A 16467-nucleotide genomic window follows, 5' to 3' on the forward strand; every position below is an offset into this window, starting at 1 on the left:
TTCTTTCGTTAGTCAATCACGATCACCCTCACATGAGTAGTTTCGATAACACCCTTCGCAGTAAACGTATTTAGGTACTTCGCCTTTCGGAAATCTCTCTTTGCTTCCGCAATAAGGGCACTCAACGCCCTTAGTTTCGCGCAAATATTTTCCGAGGTTATTCCACTTATTTACGTCAATAATTCGTCCATCTCCGTCCGGCTGTCGTCGATGATTTTTGCGCGTTTGACAGCAATAGATGTAAGCGCAGCTCTTCCGTCCCCTGTTGGTTCACCATCGGCAACTACAGTCGCATAATCAATCGTTTTATAGACTCCGCGATAAGCGACAACATCCCCCACACGAACCTCAGTTGGCTGCGGCGCGTTCAAATATTCGTCAGGTACTTCGAGTCCAAGTGCACGATGGAGAGCGATAGCCTTTCCGATATGTTCATTGAAGCAATCGTCTGGTGCGGCCTTGGCAATTCCTTTCCCGCAAATATCACCAAAACTTATCGATTTAAGAAGGGCGACGATTGTACGTTTCTTTTTATTTATAACGAACTCTACGTTACAAAGGAGGTTCCCACGAATATAGCACAGTTTTCCGTTAGGACTTCTTCTTTTAAGGTTTTCGATACCCGCCTTCGCCTGCTCAACAATTTCATCCCGGCGTTCTTGTGCGGTCTTTTCAACCGGTGCCTGCGCCATTAATTCACGCCTCGCATCTTCGTATCCTTTTGCGTAAGCAGCTAGCCGCAATTCTTCGATCGCATCTCTCGTTGTTTCTACCGCAGTATCGTATCGTTTATCGACGTTTTCCATGATGACTTCGTATTCTTTATAAGTCACATAGTGACAATCCAATCGATGTACGTCGTACTCCTTATAAGCGAACACGCCATTTCCGAATTTGTACTGTCCATCGACAACTAACTCATCCCCGTTCTTATAAAGGCCGTGTACCGTATCTGCATTCGTAATTAAAATTCGATCATTTCTATTGGCCGGACGCTTTTCTGTGACGATGAGTTCGGCGTCTTCTTTAGCTACTAAACAACCATCAATACTTCCGTTATATACCGCATAGTCGGCGTTGTCTTCCCGTGCGACTTCGAAAACTTCACCAATCTTATCTGTGTACCAGTACCTAGACCCACTTGCTTTCTTAATCCGCACATACTGTTTTCTTTTCATTTATTTATCCCTCCGCAATTCCTTAATGGTGTCCTGCATCTCTTTCATTTCGGATAGTATAAGTTCTTTTTCTGCTAGAAGAGAGTCTACAAGGGGAAAGTCGGCGATAGGACACATTTTCGTAATCGTAGATTCCAACTCTTCAATATAATTAAGAAGCTCTGGGATGGCCCTCCGAGCGCAAGCAATAAATCTAGCATCCTGTTCGCTCTTAAATTCACCGCAAATAAGATCACTGTCTTCATCGAGTACATACCATCCCTCTGTAGTCTCAACGTACACCCATGACTCTCCTGTTGCCTCTTCCCAACTTTTATGGATTTTATTTAATTCGTCTTTTGTCATTATACATTCCCCCCTTCAATATCAACTTCAAGAATAGTAATCGTTTTCCTTACTCCATCTATCCTCCCAGAATGGTATTGCATACTTTCAACATCTCCTCCGTACAGACGCTCATGCTCCGTCTTTAAGTACGTCTGAAAGTCACGCACATTCTACTTGGATATTGGTTTATCTGTTATTGGAATTTTCGTCACCGCCTGCACAAAATTTGCAATAAACAGCGCCGCCAATTTCCGTCCAATTAACACCTACTTCATCGCCACATTCTTCGCAACGACAACCTGAAATTAACTGGTTTAGCTCGGCAATGTGATCGAGCAAGGCCGGGATGTCTTGGCGGGCGTGTGCGATGAACTCCGTATCCTCTTTTCGCGCGCATCTTGCAACACCGAATGTTTGGTAACTCCCCTTAAAATTGTCGATCAGAACGTAATGATCGTATCCTTCGCACCATTCTCCTTCCGTTGCCGCTTCCGCCCGCTTTCGGATAGCTTCGAGCTGGTCTTTCGTCATTTTCGTCACCTTCTTCGTATATTTAATCGTTATCAATTGGTTCAGCCACTACGGACACGCCGTCAACACGCCTTTCGGAAAACTCGTGGTCTATTCCCATAATATCCACGTTTCCTCTGTAAGTGTAATAACTATAATCAATCGATTTGACGCGCTGTCCATACTTTCTCAAATCAGCGTTGACAATTCGCCTGAATTCGGAAAGATCGTAAGACACTAGATCAGAGCCACTAATCCGCTTTAAATCGGAAAATTCATAAACCATTCTCATCACGCATTCCCCCCTTCGATTTTGATTCCGAGAAGATTAAACGTTTCATGAACTGCGTGCGACATATTCTCATAGCTCAGTTGCTCTTCGTAATCAAAGGCGACTCGTTTATCGCGTATAATCTCTTCGTAATACTACCGCACCTTCTCCTCAGGTGTCTTTTCGACTTCATATCCGTTGATTAATGCGGCTAAAAAGTCGGTAAACCCAAGGTCGAATAAAGCCAGCTCATTATCGATATACCTTGCGACCAACTCCTCGTCTGTATACACTTCTCGTAACTGTTCAAATAGCTCCGCCTGCTCCTTCGTAATTACTGGCTTTTTAATTTCGCTCATCTATTCGTCCTCCTTCGCGAGAATATCGTACGCATACAGTTGAATATCGAATCGAACAATGCCGCTGCCGTCCGAATATATCTGCGAACCCTTAACGTTAAACCCTTTTTGCGCAAAGTGATCCCGGAGGATCTTCTCAATTTCGTCGTCTAAAAGGCCGATTGTAACGTTCATTTTAATTCCTCCATTCAAGAATAAAGATCCCAAAACGTGTCCTCTTCGTCCTCTTCTAATGAATCCGCGAAGTGTTGCTGGACGTTATCTTTTTCGCTTATCACAATATACAAATCGCCAGTATTTTCGTTAACTGAAACGGTCTGATTTTCGTTAGTATACTCCGAGTCTCCCCCCCACTTTCCGTAGATATATTCGTTAGTGCCGTCTTGAAAAATAACATCTATCGCGACGATATCGTGGTGTTTCTGTAGTCGGTCAAACGGCAGTGTATCGTTTCCTTCCCAAGTACATACGTTTGCGTCCGTTGTATTAGCTTTCGATGATACTTGCAGGAAGATTTCTTCCGCAGATAAACTTTCGCTTATGCTATTCGATGCACGTCTCGCAATTGACCGTGTAATGTTCGACATATAAAAATATCCGATATGCTCCCGATCAATCCTAAGTACCTCGCAATTTTCAGTTACAAGTTCGATGTAATTTACTTCACGCACCTCAGCGCCTCCTTTGCGTGTAAATTTATTTCGTATAGCTCAGTAATCGGAACTAAATCGACCGGTTCTTCGGGAAGCTCCGACTTCGATTCGATTGATTTCAGCGCCTTCTTCAACCGCTCGTTTTCCGCAATCAATCCGGCAACGGCACAACGTAGGTCTGCGATTTCTTGTATTTGTTGATCCTCCACAATTCTGTCCCTCTTCGTTTATTAATATTTTTAATTAGCTTATATTACTTAATTTCATTTAACTCACTCTTTAATATAAAAAACTCATGATCTAATTCCTTAAATCTTTTATTTACTATGTAGGCTTTACCATCTTTCATTTTAAATAGATCAGAATATTTACCTGGATTACTTCTAATAATCTTAAAAGCTATTGTTGCACTAACCCATTCCTTATTTTCAATTTGCTGAAGGACTTTGCTCATTTCAAACAATAAATCAAGCTGCTCTTTATCTTGTTCAGTTTCCAGTTTTAATATGTCACGTTCCTTTTCAAGTATCTTCCCTTGAAGAACCTGGCTCTCCTTTTCCAATTCAGCTTGCTTTGTTTCTAAATCGTCATTAAGTAAATCATTCACTTCAGAATTCAACTGATCACCCCCTTGAATCAAAATAAAATATTAGTTTCATTCAGTTTTTACTTTTAATTTGTTTAAAATGGATAAAAATAATCATCTCCTCGTGAAATACTAGATGGCAAGTCCTCTTATTAATCATCATTATATCCTTTTAATTTGTTTAAGTCTATTATTTTTAAAAATTTTTTGCCTCATAATTCCTATATTGCCACTTCTAATTTGACCTGATCATGAGGATTATACCCATCCAACATAAAATGTTCAGGCTTGAAATCATAAAAATTCTTTATTGAATCATCCATAATAAGTATAGGTGCAGCTAACGGTTCACGCTTAACAATTTCTTTTGCTTGATCAATATGGCGATCATAAATATGTAAATTGTTTATGTAATGATGAAACTTTCCTGGCTTATATCCGCACACTTGAGCAATCATATGCTGCAACAAAGCATACTGAGTAACATTTATGTTTCCCGCAACAAGATAATCGGATGAACGCTGAATAAGAGTCATGTTTAAATACTCGCCATCATAGTCCCACATTGTCAGAAAAGCGCATGGATACAGCGTCATTCCATGAAGATCTTGATGATTGTACAAATTGGTGATCATTCGTCTGCTATATGGGTTGTTTTTCAGATCCCAAATTAACCTGTCAATCTGATTGAAGTAACCTTCTTTGTATTGATGTTCATACTTCATTTGTCTTCCATAAGCTAAACCAAGATTTCCATCTTTATTAGCCCAGCTACGCCAATACTTAACTCCGTATTTCTCTTCTAGCAACTGTACATCGTTAGATTGATCTTGATAAATCCAAAGAATTTCTTTCAGTCCCGATTTAAAAGCTGTTGGCCGTAAAGTAGCAATAGGAAATTCTTTTTGCAAATCATATTCATTCAACACTCCAAAGCACTTCAACGTATAAGCAGGTGTTTGATCAGACCACTTGGGACGAATTTTTTGTCCTTTATCAGATTTCCCTTCGGATAATACTTTGTTTAAATTTGATTTTAAAACTGTATCCGCAAAACTCATTAAATCTCTCCCTCATAATTGGCTCTTGTTTTTCAAAAATACATCCCCTATAAGTCCAAGTAAGCAAATAAGCCATAAAATAACTTGAGCAACTGTACTTAGCTCTACATGAAGATAATTGAAATCCTTAAATTGTTTTCTCTCAAATTTCTCATCAACCAGTTTCCCCACACCTTCGACGACCGTTGTAAAATCAGTGATTTTCTTTTGATTTGTTATGTAATCTTTAACCTCTAAGTTAAGCTCATCCACTTCCGACCAAGTGAACGGATACACCCAATTAACAGTACCATCCTTCTTCATGCTTAAAGTAATTATGTAATCATTCTTATGTCCATTCTGCCACTTATCTTGTAGAGCAAATCCATAATTTATGTCTGATACATCACCCAGATTAACAAATACAATATTCACTTGTTTTCTGGAGATCTTTTGGCCTTTATGATTTGGATCAGGAATTTGCTCATTTAAATATGTATTCACTTCTGAAAGCTTACGACTAGCTTCTTCTTTGTTTGGAACGGTTCCAACAATTCTGTTTATGTCTAAGTTTTTATCAACTTTATTAGGATACGAAGGTAAATTCGGATAATCATCTAAATCAATATCTTTATGTTTGAATAAGGAATAGCTCGCTTTAACCTTATTGGTGTAATAGTGAACTGAAGCAGTTGGATCTCCAGGTTTCCAATATTGTTTGAGTTCCTCAGTTGTATTTGGATATCTGTCATCCATTACTTTACCATTAGGCAATCTATTCACTAATATCCATCCGTCATCCGTAGTTTTGATCTTGTTTTCAGCATCATGGTGTTTCCAGTGACCCGGAGTTGTGGTACATGATTGACCATGATTTGTCTTATGGCAAGTAGTATGAGGAGGAATCCATTCATCCCATTCTTCTTTATGCTGCCAATCCACAACTTTACCAGACCAAATTTCTTCATCTGTTGTCTGAGCCATAAAGTCTATTGCATAAGTGGCAACAAAAAGTAAATAGACAACCGCCAAAACAATTACGCTAGTCCTGATTTTTGTCCACTTATAATAAACCTCTATTCCCACAAGACCAAATAGAAAGAGGGACAGGGGAATAATCCACCCTGTCATTTTATTTATCCCCTTTTAAATCAACGGTATCTGCTTTTCCAGAGTCGAATGCTTTTTGGGTCTTATCAGAAGTCACAATATATTTGTCAGTATCTAAAGGTTTTCTCTCTGTCAGCATTGCCATAAGGATTCCTCTGTGTTGGACTAATCGATTATATTCAGCAATCATGTCAGTAATTTTCTTTTGATTTCGATCAAACTCAGTTCGACCAGCAGAAATTTCATTTTGAAGTTTAGTATAAACTTCTCCATTTAAGTTTGGGTTTTGCTCTTGAACAGCCTTAAATAAGAGTTTGCTATCTTCATATCTACCAGAGATCAAATCGGCATAAACATCTTTAAATTGTTCAGCTTGTAAATCGGTTACCTGAGTCATTTCCTTAAACTTTTTCCACATAGCATCATAATTGCTTTCGTTTGACTTTAACTGAGCCTCAATTTGTGTTTCAAGACTAACAGCTTCTCCCCTTTGATTCCAAATGACTGCAGCGGCAATCACAGTAATTAGAATAAAAACACCTAAAACTCCTAAGCATCCCAAAACAAATTTATTTTTCATACGTATTATCTCCTTTTAATTCATCTTTAAGTTCCTCAACTTGTTCTTTAACTGCCTCATTAACCATCTTTGGTATTTTCTCAATTCTCTTTTTAATTGATGAAGAACCTGTTTCCCTAATTCGATCAGTTAATTCAAGACAAGCAGCCAAAGATAAGTCGCTAATTTCATCAAACTCCCCCTGGATTTTATGAAGTACGTCAAGGTACAGCTCATCTGATTCTTCAAAAACAGGTAATGTTTGTTCCAATTTCTCGATCTTTTCTAAATGCTGCTTTATTTCCATCACTTTATCCATTGTTTCTCAGCCCCATAAGCGCGTCTTTGATTTCTTCTTTGGCTACTTTATTCTCAAGAACCCTTCGGTGTCTTTTAATTAATTTCTTTTCAAATTTTTTTGCTCTCCCTTCTGTGAGTTCGGCTAACGTCCAACAATTTACGGCGTTTATTGACCTTACTTTGGAACCTCTTGCCTGCACATTAACATCTCCTCAATAATTGCGATAAAAGTCTTCTTTTATTTAAATTTTGAACCTATATAAATCCCCTTTTCGATCAAGGTGATAATTGCCTTTCGGATAGGTTAAATACCCGTCAGAGTTCAGTTTTTCAACTAGATTAAACATAAACGTTCCATATTTTGTTTTGCCTTTCTTCCACATCTTTTTTCTCAACCGTTTTTTCATTAAAGTCTCCCTTGAATTAAATGAGATATAATGAATATATTATTAAAGTGGCCTTGGCTGCACTCCACATCAGCATGCTTTACATCATGAAGACAGCCAAGGTTCTTTATTTACCTAGTGCCAGTTGATCCATGTCCGCCTCTATTTTCATTTTCTAAATGTCCAACTTCAATCAATTCAACTGCAGGCATCTTCTTCATAATTCTGAATTGGCAAATCCGATCTCCTTTTTTAATTTCAGTATCTCTCAGCGCGTAAGCCGGGAAGAACCAGAAATCATCGTCCCCTTTGTATGATTCATCAATCACGCCCATTGAATTTGTCTGAATGATACCGAAGTTTTTATATGTACTTGAACGAGGAACAACATGGGCTTCATATCCTTCAGGCAATTCCATCGCTACTCCGAGAGGAATTAATATAAAGCGATTCTTTGGAATAAATACATCTTCCGAAGCTCTCAGGTCAATCCAATCACCCTGTTCGATTTTTGAAATGCGCGTTTGTGTTTCGTCTGCATATTTGATTTTGATATGTAGTGTCATTTTTCAAACTCCTTTTGATTTATTAATAAATTTTAGCAAACCGTTATAATACTTTTGATAACCATTTAGCGGCTTCTAAAATTGCATCCTTATCGTAGTTATCAAAAATAAAGCCCTCTAATGAAACTCCACTTGAATATTCACCACCTCCGTAGTATTCATCTTCAGTTTGAACCCATAAACTAATACCATTTTCAAGTTCAATTACCCAATCACACGTTTCTTCAGCAAATGGCATGTGTATGTCATAAGGTTTTTCATCAAAAACACAGTTTAAATCACTTATAGCATTCTCTGCGTCATCGTAATCTCTTATATTGAAATTTGAATTAGACATTTTTGAAATCTCTTTTCTTAATTCAAACTCTCCTTCGAACTCGGGATCTCCCGAATGCTTTATCGGATATCTAAATAACTTACCTTCCTTAGCTTTTTTATTTATGTAAACCCAATTATTTTTGGTGAGCTTAGACTTCATTTCATTACTCACTCTCCTTTTAATTTAATAATTCTTCAATTTCTTTAACTGAGATGACCCCTTTCGTGGCCATTTCTTTAATGTCATCTAATAAAAGATCTTTACGTATGTATTTTGCATTTATTTCATCGATGATAAATTGAGAATCCGTCAGTGGTTTTGAATATTGTGTAAAGAAAGAATAAACTTGAGACGCATTTTTTAAAAGGTTTTTATAATCGTATAATTCTTTTTTTACCTGCTCGGTGTTTAAAGTTCCATCGCTATTTTCCACAATTCCTTTACAAAACAATTCATAAATCTCCTCATAATTTTCCATACCATCACCCCTTTTAATTCGCATTAAAATTACCATTTTATTTAAATTTAGGTGTACAGTTTCAATTCCTTAACCCAATCAGGGAGCTCTTCAGGAGTATGAATGCCAAAGTTGACACAAGTTAAGGTGTTAGGCTCAAGCTGTGTATATCCTTTATCTCGAATCACAAAATAGCCCCCTTCGTGTTCAAGCTCTTCAAGTTTCCACTGTGGACATTTTAGAATAATTTTCTTTTGTTCAGCCATGTATTCATCCAAACTTACATATTCTTTTCTTTCTTGTATCGGTTTGATCATTCGATGATACACATAACTCATGACTGCATGTCCCACTTGCCCAGCCAGTTTCCCCTTACTGATCTTGATATCTTCGTTGACCAAGATATACATCCGATAATCCCTCATGTGTATCACTCCTTCAAATTTTTAATTAGTTCATCTAATTCATCTGGCTTAAATCCGATGCTGCGTTTTACTTCGTTCCCTCTCCATCTAGCAGGATAGTGACGGGTACCCCCATTACTCCATACTCTGCTGCAACTTCTGGCTGTTCTGTAACATCAATTACTTCATACTCAATTCCTTTTTCGTTTAGATAATTAGAAACTAATTGACAAGGGGTGCATGATGGCTGTTCTAATTTGATTAATTTCATCATAGTGATGCCTCCTCAAAATAAAAATCTTCATCCTTAAGGGCTTCTACAGTTGCTTTTTTGTATCCATTCCCCTTACCCGAAAAGAAGTCATGCGATTTAGTTTTTGTGCTTAATCCGTTCAACACAATTGGGTTAACATCCTCCTCCTCAAAGTAATGATCGAATCCTAAATTGTTTAAGGCTTTATTTGCGTTATACCGAATAAACTTTTTCACATCATGAGTAAGTCCAACTTGATCATAAACATCTTCGGTATACTCAAGCTCGTTTTCATATAGATCGAGCAGCAAGTTAATAACCCATTCATACAATTCTTTTTTCTTGATTTCAGTTTGTTTATTATAGATTTCCTGAGCCAACAATCCAGTGTATACACCATGTAGTGCCTCGTCACGAATTATCAAATTTATGATTTCTCCGCTGTTCATTAACTTCCCCTGACTATAAAAATACAATGGATAATAAAATCCTGAATAGAACAGGAAGCTTTCAAGTAATACAGATGCAACCATTCCTTTATACAAAGACAATTCATCATCACTTTTAATTTGTTTATATATAGAAACAATAATACTGGCTTTCTTCTGTAGATACTTATTGTTTTTAACCCATTCGAAGACTTCATTAATTGTTTCCATCGGAGCTAAGGTAAGAAAGATATTGCTGTATGATTTAGCATGAACAGCGTTTTCCATCATGGCCATGAAATTCAGCACAGCTTTACGCTGGTGTCCTTCGACATGATCAGCAATTGTTGGCATACCAGTATTCCCTTGTTCTGTGTCCAGTAAGGTTAATCCGGCCAACACTTTCATGTATGTATCCTTTTCTTGGTCTCCGAGGTATTTCCATGTAAGCAGATCGCCATTTAGCGAAATCTCTTCAGGAAGCCAGAACTGCTTAACGTTCTGTTCGTAAAACATTTGTGTGAATCCGTCTTCGTGTTGCGACCAGTTGGCCGCTGTATATTGCGTCAATTATTCGTCCTCCATTCGCTTTAATGCCTCGTAATTATTGTTGATTGTTTCGTTGATTAAGATTTCTCTAGCTTTCTCTTGTGATGTGATTCTAAATGCACATTCGCCCTTCCCGTACATTTCGGAATTGACAACATAATCGCGAAACAGCTCATTCATGTATTCGAGGTTGCCGGCGCCGTAGAATTTTCCGTTTAAGAAACAGGCGTATGTTTGCGACATATTATTAACACAACTCCTTCATTTAAACTACACAAGACAAGCAGCCTTCCTGCCCCGTGTCCTTTGTCCGCGCATAATACAGCGTTTTGATGCCGCGATGATGCGCATACAAGTCAATTCGGTTCAGATCACGCGTCGTCATCGTATCCTTCAGGAACAGCGTAAATGAGATACCTTGATCAACGTGCTGCTGAATTGTCGCAATCATATCGACGACTTTAAACATATCCATGTCGTACGCTTCCTTATAGAAGAACCAATTCTTCGCACTAAGTCCCGGCATCGGATAATACGTCTTGGAATTTCCGTATGTCCGTTCCTCTATGCGCTCCATAATCGGCATGACACCTGCTGTTGAAGATTGAACATATGAGATGCTTCCTGTAGGTGCTATTGCTTGTCTATATGAGTGATACAAACCATATTTCATCACATCTTTTTTAAGCTGCTTCCAATCTTCAATTGTTGGAATATGCTGATCTCCAAACAGTTTTTTTACCTTTTCGAACTTTGGACTAAAGCTTTGTTCTTCGTATTTCTTGAAATACTCACCTGATTTGTATGTAGAGCCTTCAAACTGGTAATATGTTTCCCCGGTTTCTTTGGCGATTTCCATTGAGCGCCCAAGGGAATAATAGTTCATCATCATAAAGAAAGTGTTGGCAAAATCTCTCGCTTCTTCGCTCTCATAGGCGATGCCATTTTGAGCTAAGAAACCATGTAGATTCATTGCTCCAAGTCCGACTGACCTCATAAGCTTATTTGCCTTAGCAACTGCTGGAGCATTTGTAATATTGGTTTTATTCGATACATGAGTCAATGCATCAATAGCTAATTTGACTGTATTCTTAATTGACCCATTCTTCATTACGTTGAAGATATTAATCGAGCCTAGATTACATGAAATGTCCAAGCCAATTTCGTCCTCTTCGCCATAGTCTGTATACGTTGATACTTGGGAAGCCTGAAGGACTTCTGAACAGTTACCAGTTACAATTCCATTAAAAATTAGAGAATGATAATCTTCTTGTGTTGTGTCATAGACATCCTCTACCCCATCTTTTTCAATGCTGATAATTTCGGCTGTGAAATCATGTTTTGGCTTTCGTGATTTTGCTTGCAATGTTTCAGTCAACATGTTGAATTTGTACTTATCATATTCTTTCAAATCAACAATGCTCATGAACAATTCTCTTGACGCTCTGTCTTGAATGCTAAGCTTATGAGTTGGTTTAACTTTGTATAATTTGGAACCGCCCCGGCCATCAGGGAGAAGCTCCTGTGAGCGTTTGTTATTGGTATAAATGGTTGTATATACTCCCATATTAATGAGTAACTTTTGCACATCTTGCAAACTCTCAAAATCAACTGATGTTAATTCAATTGTTAGTGCCTTCGCTTTATGATTGGCATTTACACAACCATCCGTTTGAAATAATCCAGACAAATAAGCTGCTTGTGTTTCCTTATCAGCTTGATATAAGAACTCTGGAACTCTTGTTTTTGTTTCTTTTGTCATTCCATATTTATTTAAAATATCAAAGAGTACTGTACTAGACATATATAATAGATCTTGTTTTTCTGGATCAGCAGCAACAAATTTTGGAGTAAAAGAAGTGTTGTGCTTATAAACACGATTAATTTTATGTTTATCAATTACACGGTGCACAGCATCTTTTACCTTCTTCTCCAACACCTTTTTATTGTCATATAAATAAATCTTCGCTGTCTTATCTGTAATTGTTCCATCCCCAGCTATAATCCCCATGATATATGCGAGGTCAGGTTCATGAATACTCCCATATTCTCCTTCACCAGACTGAATCAGTAGTTTGTCTCCCGGAACAAGTTGGTTAAGCTGAAGTTTTTGTATTTCGTTATTTCGCTTAACATAAAACTTATGCCACTCTGTTGCTCTGATTTCAAATCCTTGCTTAGTTTTAACTTTAAAGACATCTGCGTTCTTTTTAGTTAGCTGCATAGGTATCGCATTCACAATTGAAGTCCCCCTACAATCCTTGTCAAACTGTTTTGTCCGATTGTCAATAACGACCCTTAAATCTTTTTGACTTTTATATAGATCTGAGGCTTTTTCGTACCCATTTTCGGTTAAAAGAAAAGTATCTCCTGTCACACACAAATTAGAAAATTTAACCTTTGAAATATGACTGTTAGCGTGGAATCGATTTACATTGTCTGCAAACATCAGGTAAGGATAACCCGATTCTGATCGTAAGATTGCGAGCTTTTCTAATAGTTTACGAGCATTCGCTTTTTTCTTCCTGACATTTGGGTTTTCGACCAGTTCATCATACATTTTTGCAATATCCATTTCGTCTAAATGTTGCCCGTATTCCTTATAAACTGAATAAGGATAAAACATATAGAAGTCTTTATCTTCCCTAGCAAGCTCAATAAATTTATCTGGAATAACTACACCAATTGATAATGTTTTTGCCCTGACATCCTCATCTGCTGAGATTTTTTTGGTATCAAGGAAGTCATTAATGTCTGGATGAAAAACATTAAGATAAGCAGCTCCTGATCCTTGTCTTTGTCCCATCTGATCTGCATATCGAAAAGCATTATCGAGCAGCTTCATTACACCTACAACGCCTTTAGTGGCATTCTCAACTTCTTTAATTGGCTCTCCTTTTGCTCTAATCTTGTTTAAATTAAGCGCGACTCCGCCTCCGAGTTTAGAAAGCTGCATTGAGATATCTATAGCTCTTGAAATATCATTCAATGAATCGTTGACTTCAAGTAAGAAACAACTGACCATCTCACCTCTTCTTTTGCGTCCTGCGTTAAGAAATGTAGGTGTTGATGGTTGATATTCTTGTTTCATCATAAGTGAAGTAAATTCTTTAGCTTTTTCAAAATCTCCATTCCCTAGATACAAAGCAACAATGCTCACTCGATCTTCATATCGTTCAAGAATTTTCGTTTTATCGTTTGTCTTCAAGGCATAGTCATTGTAAAACTTGAATGCACTCATGAATGAAGGGAATCTGAATTTGAAGCTATACGCCAATTTGAACACTTCTTTAATCTGTTCAAAGGTATACTTGCTTAAAAACTCTTCTTCGTAATAATCATTCTCTAAAAGATAATCAAGTTTTTCTTTGAGATCGTGAAAGAAGACAGTGTTTTGATTAACGTAATCTACAAAGTAACTATGTACGGCTTCCTTATCCTTTTCAAATTGAAACTTTCCGCCTTTTTGAATCATAATCTCATTGTTTAACTGAACCCACTTTGGTACTTGATTGATTACTGTCAATAAATTTAACCTCCTGTATTAACTTGTCCAAGTCGGAATCTGATCCACTTAATTCAAACTTAAGGAGAACTGGAACATCATATTGCTGTGAGAGTTTATCTGCTGCCGCAGCAAAATAGTTCCCCCAATTTCGATTCCCACTTGAACAAACACCCAACAATAATTCTTTATTTTTATGTATGAACTTCTGAGTCTTTTCAGGAATTTGCCCGAATTTAATTGTGTATGTAATATGTATGAATGGCTCATTGACCCTTAAATCCTCAGTGATTTCCTTCGTTTTAATTTGTGTTTGTTTCTCTAGCTTTTTAATAAATCTTCTTACATTACCTGTCATGCTTTCATATGTAACAAGCATTATTCATTCATACTTCCTGAAACAAATTTCTCAGTGATTTCCTCAGCTTGATTGTCTGCAGCAACTCCGGCATTTGCTTCTTCTAAATTAATTGCGGCCATTTCATGATAGCCTTTTGCCATTGATTCATAAAACGAAGCATCCTTGAACTGATTGACTTCGACATATTTGTTTCTGTAGCTTTCAGGTACTACATATTGTTCACCATACGGATTTGTGGCAATATACTCTCCCCTTCTTACGGAAACGGAAACCCCTTCAGTATGTATAACTGTGTTGTTTTTTGCTTGTTCAATGCTTACAAGATGATCTTTTTTTACATATAGTTTCTTAGCTGCCCCCATCATTCATCCTCCTCATTTTCCGTTGTTTATATTAATACTTTTAATTTGTTTAAAACTATGATTTTATTCAGTTTCTCTAAGATGTACTGCTCAGATTAAGCAACGAGCCTCACCCCCTTCTCAAAAAATTCGTTTTCAAAATGTCGAAAATAACCTGATTTTCTTGTACATCAAATTTAGCCAATTGACTCAATCATACAAACAAACTCAAATCTCATTCCCACACCCTTTTGAACTGAAGCAAATTGTGAACTTTCTCTACTTGCGTAACGATATATTGTGTTTTTCGGATTCATATTATACTATATATAGTGTAACCCAAACGCATATTCCCCTTTGAAAGGTAGGTGTATACATATGGCTAGAAAATCAAGCTCCAGAAGAGTATCCTCTCCCAAAATGGTGAAAATAGCTTCTAAAGTCTTGAGATCCAAAAACTCTAGTAAAACTTCAAAGAGTTTGGCAGCTTCTGTCCTTTCTCAAGCAAAATCTAAAAGAAAATAGTAGGAGTGAAAACTTTGAAAAAAAGAAATAAAACTTTCAGGAATTTTGAGCGAAAACTAGAAAAAATGCAACAAAAGGCTAAAGAACTTGAAAAAGGACAAGAAGTTCAACTAAATGACCTTTTTACCGACTCTTTTATGAAAAAGAATACAAAATTTTCATCTCTTGATGAAATGTTTGATAAATCACCTTTCACCATTGAAAACCAGCAAGATTTTGAATCAATTCCTGATGATTTATGGGACAACTTTGTTAGAGAAAATAGCAAATTTTTAAACTGGGGAGAAATGCAACAAGAAGCAAAAAACCTATACATTGCTATGCAACTTGGATTTTAGAAGATGGCTGCGGCCATCTTCTTCCCCTTAAAATCATCTATTTATTATAAATACTTTTCTAGTTTTTCTTTAATTCTTTCAAAATCAGTAATATGTGATGATAACAAGTCAACATGATTAATGTTAGTATCGGCGTACCCTAAATCCTTTCGGTACTCAATAACAAACTTTGCGAAAAGCACAAGTGCAATGTATTTTCCTTCATCATCATCCTCATTTTCTATACTGAAGTTTTTCCATTCCATAAACCTTTTAACTGTATTGTCTGAAGCATACATAAAGATTTGAATAAATAATTTGTTCATTTCTTTCTTCATTTCCTTAAATTTAGCCTCACGCTGCTTCCCTCTTAAGTTATCTAAGTCGGTAATATTAATAAACTGATTCCAAATCTTTTCAATCTGTTCAGATTTTTTGAAAGCTGATTGATTTTCATAAATCTTCAACTTTTCAAGTTTTGTATCTATTTCACTTTTTAATTTTTGAAGTTTTTTATTTGAACGAGCTGTGATAACTGCTCCTGAAATTCCTCCTACAATAGTTCCTACTGCAGTTAATCGCAATGTTTCTATTAACCAGTCAAAATTCACAAACATTCCTCCAAAAACAATATTTTCTTTTATTTTATCACTCAATCACTCCTTTCCCCTTCTCCTCTCAATAAAATTTGAATTTCATTCAAATCAATGCTCATTATTAAGTTTCAACAGTTTACACCAGACACCTAGTGAACTATTTGTTTTAAGTTTTTGAGCTTCCATCATCGCCTTTTCTCCTTTGTTAAAAACCGCTACATCACCATTTGCTCCTGTCATTTTTCCAACATAATCATGACCAGAATAAACTTCTACTTCCCATTCCTCATTGGTCATTAACATTCTCTCCTTTTGTTTAGATTTGTCGTTATCTGTGCTTGCTTGGGAAATTACAAGAGGAATACCCCCACGCTCTATTACAAATTATCTTTTTAATTAGTTTTATGGGGATAATTAAGACCTATATGATTTAATGTTTTCTCAATATTCATCCCTCGGCATTCGTTTTTAATCTTGTAAAATATTTCATCACCACACTTTTTACAGCAGTTAATTTCAATTCTGTCTTCTGTTGTTCTAACTTTTTCTTCGGATATCCTTACACAT

At 36.8% G+C, this 16467-nt stretch carries 27 protein-coding genes and 1 pseudogene; 1 reads left to right on the forward strand and 27 read right to left on the reverse strand.

Features of this window, described 5'->3' with window-relative positions:
* Positions 1 to 170: 170 nt before the first annotated feature.
* From V7126_RS18835 to V7126_RS18955, 25 genes and pseudogenes are all read right to left on the reverse strand, one after another.
* Positions 171 to 1178, reverse strand: coding sequence for a hypothetical protein (locus V7126_RS18835; RefSeq protein ID WP_046132835.1), 1008 nt, complete (start codon positions 1176 to 1178; stop codon positions 171 to 173).
* Positions 1179 to 1523, reverse strand: coding sequence for a hypothetical protein (locus V7126_RS18840; RefSeq protein WP_052948584.1), 345 nt, complete (start codon positions 1521 to 1523; stop codon positions 1179 to 1181).
* Between the two features lie 168 nt (positions 1524 to 1691).
* Complete coding sequence (locus tag V7126_RS18845; RefSeq protein WP_046132834.1) at positions 1692 to 2036, reverse strand: hypothetical protein; 345 nt, start codon at positions 2034 to 2036, stop codon at positions 1692 to 1694.
* Positions 2037 to 2058: 22 nt separating this feature from the next.
* On the reverse strand, positions 2059 to 2307 hold the full coding sequence (locus V7126_RS18850; RefSeq protein ID WP_023856099.1) for a hypothetical protein: 249 nt from the start codon (positions 2305 to 2307) through the stop codon (positions 2059 to 2061).
* 134 nt (positions 2308 to 2441) lie between these two features.
* Complete coding sequence (locus V7126_RS18855; protein WP_052948583.1) at positions 2442 to 2645, reverse strand: hypothetical protein; 204 nt, start codon at positions 2643 to 2645, stop codon at positions 2442 to 2444.
* Complete coding sequence (locus V7126_RS18860) at positions 2646 to 2819, reverse strand: hypothetical protein (RefSeq protein ID WP_157759332.1); 174 nt, start codon at positions 2817 to 2819, stop codon at positions 2646 to 2648.
* 14 nt (positions 2820 to 2833) lie between these two features.
* Positions 2834 to 3232, reverse strand: coding sequence for a hypothetical protein (locus tag V7126_RS18865; protein ID WP_128748161.1), 399 nt, complete (start codon positions 3230 to 3232; stop codon positions 2834 to 2836).
* Positions 3233 to 3303: 71 nt separating this feature from the next.
* Positions 3304 to 3507, reverse strand: coding sequence for a hypothetical protein (locus tag V7126_RS18870; RefSeq protein WP_231947454.1), 204 nt, complete (start codon positions 3505 to 3507; stop codon positions 3304 to 3306).
* A gap of 44 nt (positions 3508 to 3551) precedes the next feature.
* The gene (locus V7126_RS18875) at positions 3552 to 3917 is read right to left on the reverse strand and encodes a hypothetical protein (RefSeq protein WP_046132832.1); all 366 of its coding nucleotides are present in this window, start codon (positions 3915 to 3917) and stop codon (positions 3552 to 3554) included.
* A 188-nt stretch (positions 3918 to 4105) separates the two neighbouring features.
* Positions 4106 to 4945, reverse strand: a complete 840-nt coding sequence (gene thyA, locus V7126_RS18880; RefSeq protein WP_046132831.1) for a thymidylate synthase — start codon at positions 4943 to 4945, stop codon at positions 4106 to 4108.
* 12 nt (positions 4946 to 4957) lie between these two features.
* Positions 4958 to 6055, reverse strand: a complete 1098-nt coding sequence (locus V7126_RS18885; RefSeq protein ID WP_046132830.1) for a hypothetical protein — start codon at positions 6053 to 6055, stop codon at positions 4958 to 4960.
* 1 nt (position 6056) lies between these two features.
* On the reverse strand, positions 6057 to 6614 hold the full coding sequence (locus V7126_RS18890; protein ID WP_046132829.1) for a hypothetical protein: 558 nt from the start codon (positions 6612 to 6614) through the stop codon (positions 6057 to 6059).
* Positions 6604 to 6912, reverse strand: coding sequence for a hypothetical protein (locus V7126_RS18895; protein ID WP_046132828.1), 309 nt, complete (start codon positions 6910 to 6912; stop codon positions 6604 to 6606). The genes V7126_RS18890 and V7126_RS18895 overlap by 11 nt, the downstream gene beginning before the upstream one ends.
* Positions 6905 to 7093, reverse strand: coding sequence for a hypothetical protein (locus V7126_RS18900; RefSeq protein WP_046132827.1), 189 nt, complete (start codon positions 7091 to 7093; stop codon positions 6905 to 6907). The genes V7126_RS18895 and V7126_RS18900 overlap by 8 nt, the downstream gene beginning before the upstream one ends.
* A gap of 42 nt (positions 7094 to 7135) precedes the next feature.
* Positions 7136 to 7300, reverse strand: a complete 165-nt coding sequence (locus tag V7126_RS18905; protein WP_167543085.1) for a hypothetical protein — start codon at positions 7298 to 7300, stop codon at positions 7136 to 7138.
* A 110-nt stretch (positions 7301 to 7410) separates the two neighbouring features.
* A complete protein-coding gene (locus V7126_RS18910; protein ID WP_065894516.1) occupies positions 7411 to 7845 on the reverse strand; it encodes a dUTP diphosphatase in 435 nt (144 codons plus the stop codon).
* 43 nt (positions 7846 to 7888) lie between these two features.
* Positions 7889 to 8323, reverse strand: coding sequence for a hypothetical protein (locus tag V7126_RS18915; protein ID WP_065894514.1), 435 nt, complete (start codon positions 8321 to 8323; stop codon positions 7889 to 7891).
* 19 nt (positions 8324 to 8342) lie between these two features.
* The gene (locus V7126_RS18920) at positions 8343 to 8642 is read right to left on the reverse strand and encodes a hypothetical protein (RefSeq protein ID WP_065894505.1); all 300 of its coding nucleotides are present in this window, start codon (positions 8640 to 8642) and stop codon (positions 8343 to 8345) included.
* 47 nt (positions 8643 to 8689) lie between these two features.
* A complete protein-coding gene (locus V7126_RS18925; protein WP_065894503.1) occupies positions 8690 to 9046 on the reverse strand; it encodes an aminoacyl-tRNA hydrolase in 357 nt (118 codons plus the stop codon).
* 5 nt (positions 9047 to 9051) lie between these two features.
* Positions 9052 to 9296 (reverse strand): annotated as a pseudogene (locus V7126_RS18930) (glutaredoxin family protein).
* Positions 9296 to 10276 carry a class 1b ribonucleoside-diphosphate reductase subunit beta gene (gene nrdF, locus V7126_RS18935; RefSeq protein WP_065894501.1) on the reverse strand — a complete coding sequence of 327 codons (981 nt, stop codon included), beginning with the start codon at positions 10274 to 10276 and terminating at the stop codon, positions 9296 to 9298. Before nrdF ends, V7126_RS18930 begins: the two are co-directional and overlap by 1 nt.
* Positions 10277 to 10498, reverse strand: coding sequence for a hypothetical protein (locus V7126_RS18940; protein ID WP_065894499.1), 222 nt, complete (start codon positions 10496 to 10498; stop codon positions 10277 to 10279).
* A 22-nt stretch (positions 10499 to 10520) separates the two neighbouring features.
* Complete coding sequence (locus V7126_RS18945) at positions 10521 to 13730, reverse strand: ribonucleotide reductase N-terminal alpha domain-containing protein (protein ID WP_128748398.1); 3210 nt, start codon at positions 13728 to 13730, stop codon at positions 10521 to 10523.
* A 4-nt stretch (positions 13731 to 13734) separates the two neighbouring features.
* Positions 13735 to 14139, reverse strand: coding sequence for a class Ib ribonucleoside-diphosphate reductase assembly flavoprotein NrdI (gene nrdI / locus V7126_RS18950; RefSeq protein ID WP_128748155.1), 405 nt, complete (start codon positions 14137 to 14139; stop codon positions 13735 to 13737).
* A complete protein-coding gene (locus V7126_RS18955; RefSeq protein ID WP_006640512.1) occupies positions 14139 to 14483 on the reverse strand; it encodes a hypothetical protein in 345 nt (114 codons plus the stop codon). The genes nrdI and V7126_RS18955 overlap by 1 nt, the downstream gene beginning before the upstream one ends.
* Positions 14484 to 15001: 518 nt before the next feature.
* On the opposite strand from V7126_RS18955, the gene V7126_RS18960 reads away from it, so the two are divergent.
* Positions 15002 to 15325: a hypothetical protein gene (locus V7126_RS18960; RefSeq protein ID WP_231592797.1), complete on the forward strand. Its 324-nt coding sequence runs from the start codon at positions 15002 to 15004 to the stop codon at positions 15323 to 15325.
* 44 nt (positions 15326 to 15369) lie between these two features.
* Here the strand turns inward: V7126_RS18960 and V7126_RS18965 are convergent, their stop codons facing one another.
* On the reverse strand, positions 15370 to 15960 hold the full coding sequence (locus tag V7126_RS18965) for a hypothetical protein (RefSeq protein ID WP_065894491.1): 591 nt from the start codon (positions 15958 to 15960) through the stop codon (positions 15370 to 15372).
* Between the two features lie 48 nt (positions 15961 to 16008).
* Positions 16009 to 16197, reverse strand: a complete 189-nt coding sequence (locus tag V7126_RS18970; protein WP_065894489.1) for a hypothetical protein — start codon at positions 16195 to 16197, stop codon at positions 16009 to 16011.
* Positions 16198 to 16467 lie beyond the last annotated feature (270 nt).

The organism is Bacillus sp. JJ675 (assembly GCF_036963165.1).
In the GTDB taxonomy this organism is placed as follows: Bacteria; Bacillota; Bacilli; order Bacillales; family Bacillaceae; genus Bacillus; species Bacillus glycinifermentans.

Bases quoted from the DNA above. Each gene is read 5' to 3' on its own strand.
- V7126_RS18835 (WP_046132835.1), bottom strand. From the start codon at position 1,178: ATGAAAAGAAAACAGTATGTGCGGATTAAGAAAGCAAGTGGGTCTAGG.
- V7126_RS18840 (WP_052948584.1), bottom strand. From the start codon at position 1,523: ATGACAAAAGACGAATTAAATAAAATCCATAAAAGTTGGGAAGAGGCA.
- V7126_RS18845 (WP_046132834.1), bottom strand. From the start codon at position 2,036: ATGACGAAAGACCAGCTCGAAGCTATCCGAAAGCGGGCGGAAGCGGCA.
- V7126_RS18850 (WP_023856099.1), bottom strand. From the start codon at position 2,307: ATGAGAATGGTTTATGAATTTTCCGATTTAAAGCGGATTAGTGGCTCT.
- V7126_RS18855 (WP_052948583.1), bottom strand. From the start codon at position 2,645: ATGAGCGAAATTAAAAAGCCAGTAATTACGAAGGAGCAGGCGGAGCTA.
- V7126_RS18860 (WP_157759332.1), bottom strand. From the start codon at position 2,819: ATGAACGTTACAATCGGCCTTTTAGACGACGAAATTGAGAAGATCCTC.
- V7126_RS18865 (WP_128748161.1), bottom strand. From the start codon at position 3,232: ATGTCGAACATTACACGGTCAATTGCGAGACGTGCATCGAATAGCATA.
- thyA (WP_046132831.1), bottom strand. From the start codon at position 4,945: ATGAGTTTTGCGGATACAGTTTTAAAATCAAATTTAAACAAAGTATTA.
- V7126_RS18885 (WP_046132830.1), bottom strand. From the start codon at position 6,055: ATGACAGGGTGGATTATTCCCCTGTCCCTCTTTCTATTTGGTCTTGTG.
- V7126_RS18890 (WP_046132829.1), bottom strand. From the start codon at position 6,614: ATGAAAAATAAATTTGTTTTGGGATGCTTAGGAGTTTTAGGTGTTTTT.
- V7126_RS18895 (WP_046132828.1), bottom strand. From the start codon at position 6,912: ATGGATAAAGTGATGGAAATAAAGCAGCATTTAGAAAAGATCGAGAAA.
- V7126_RS18905 (WP_167543085.1), bottom strand. From the start codon at position 7,300: ATGAAAAAACGGTTGAGAAAAAAGATGTGGAAGAAAGGCAAAACAAAA.
- V7126_RS18910 (WP_065894516.1), bottom strand. From the start codon at position 7,845: ATGACACTACATATCAAAATCAAATATGCAGACGAAACACAAACGCGC.
- V7126_RS18915 (WP_065894514.1), bottom strand. From the start codon at position 8,323: ATGAAGTCTAAGCTCACCAAAAATAATTGGGTTTACATAAATAAAAAA.
- V7126_RS18920 (WP_065894505.1), bottom strand. From the start codon at position 8,642: ATGGAAAATTATGAGGAGATTTATGAATTGTTTTGTAAAGGAATTGTG.
- V7126_RS18925 (WP_065894503.1), bottom strand. From the start codon at position 9,046: ATGAGGGATTATCGGATGTATATCTTGGTCAACGAAGATATCAAGATC.
- V7126_RS18940 (WP_065894499.1), bottom strand. From the start codon at position 10,498: ATGTCGCAAACATACGCCTGTTTCTTAAACGGAAAATTCTACGGCGCC.
- V7126_RS18945 (WP_128748398.1), bottom strand. From the start codon at position 13,730: ATGATTCAAAAAGGCGGAAAGTTTCAATTTGAAAAGGATAAGGAAGCC.
- nrdI (WP_128748155.1), bottom strand. From the start codon at position 14,139: ATGCTTGTTACATATGAAAGCATGACAGGTAATGTAAGAAGATTTATT.
- V7126_RS18955 (WP_006640512.1), bottom strand. From the start codon at position 14,483: ATGGGGGCAGCTAAGAAACTATATGTAAAAAAAGATCATCTTGTAAGC.
- V7126_RS18970 (WP_065894489.1), bottom strand. From the start codon at position 16,197: ATGACCAATGAGGAATGGGAAGTAGAAGTTTATTCTGGTCATGATTAT.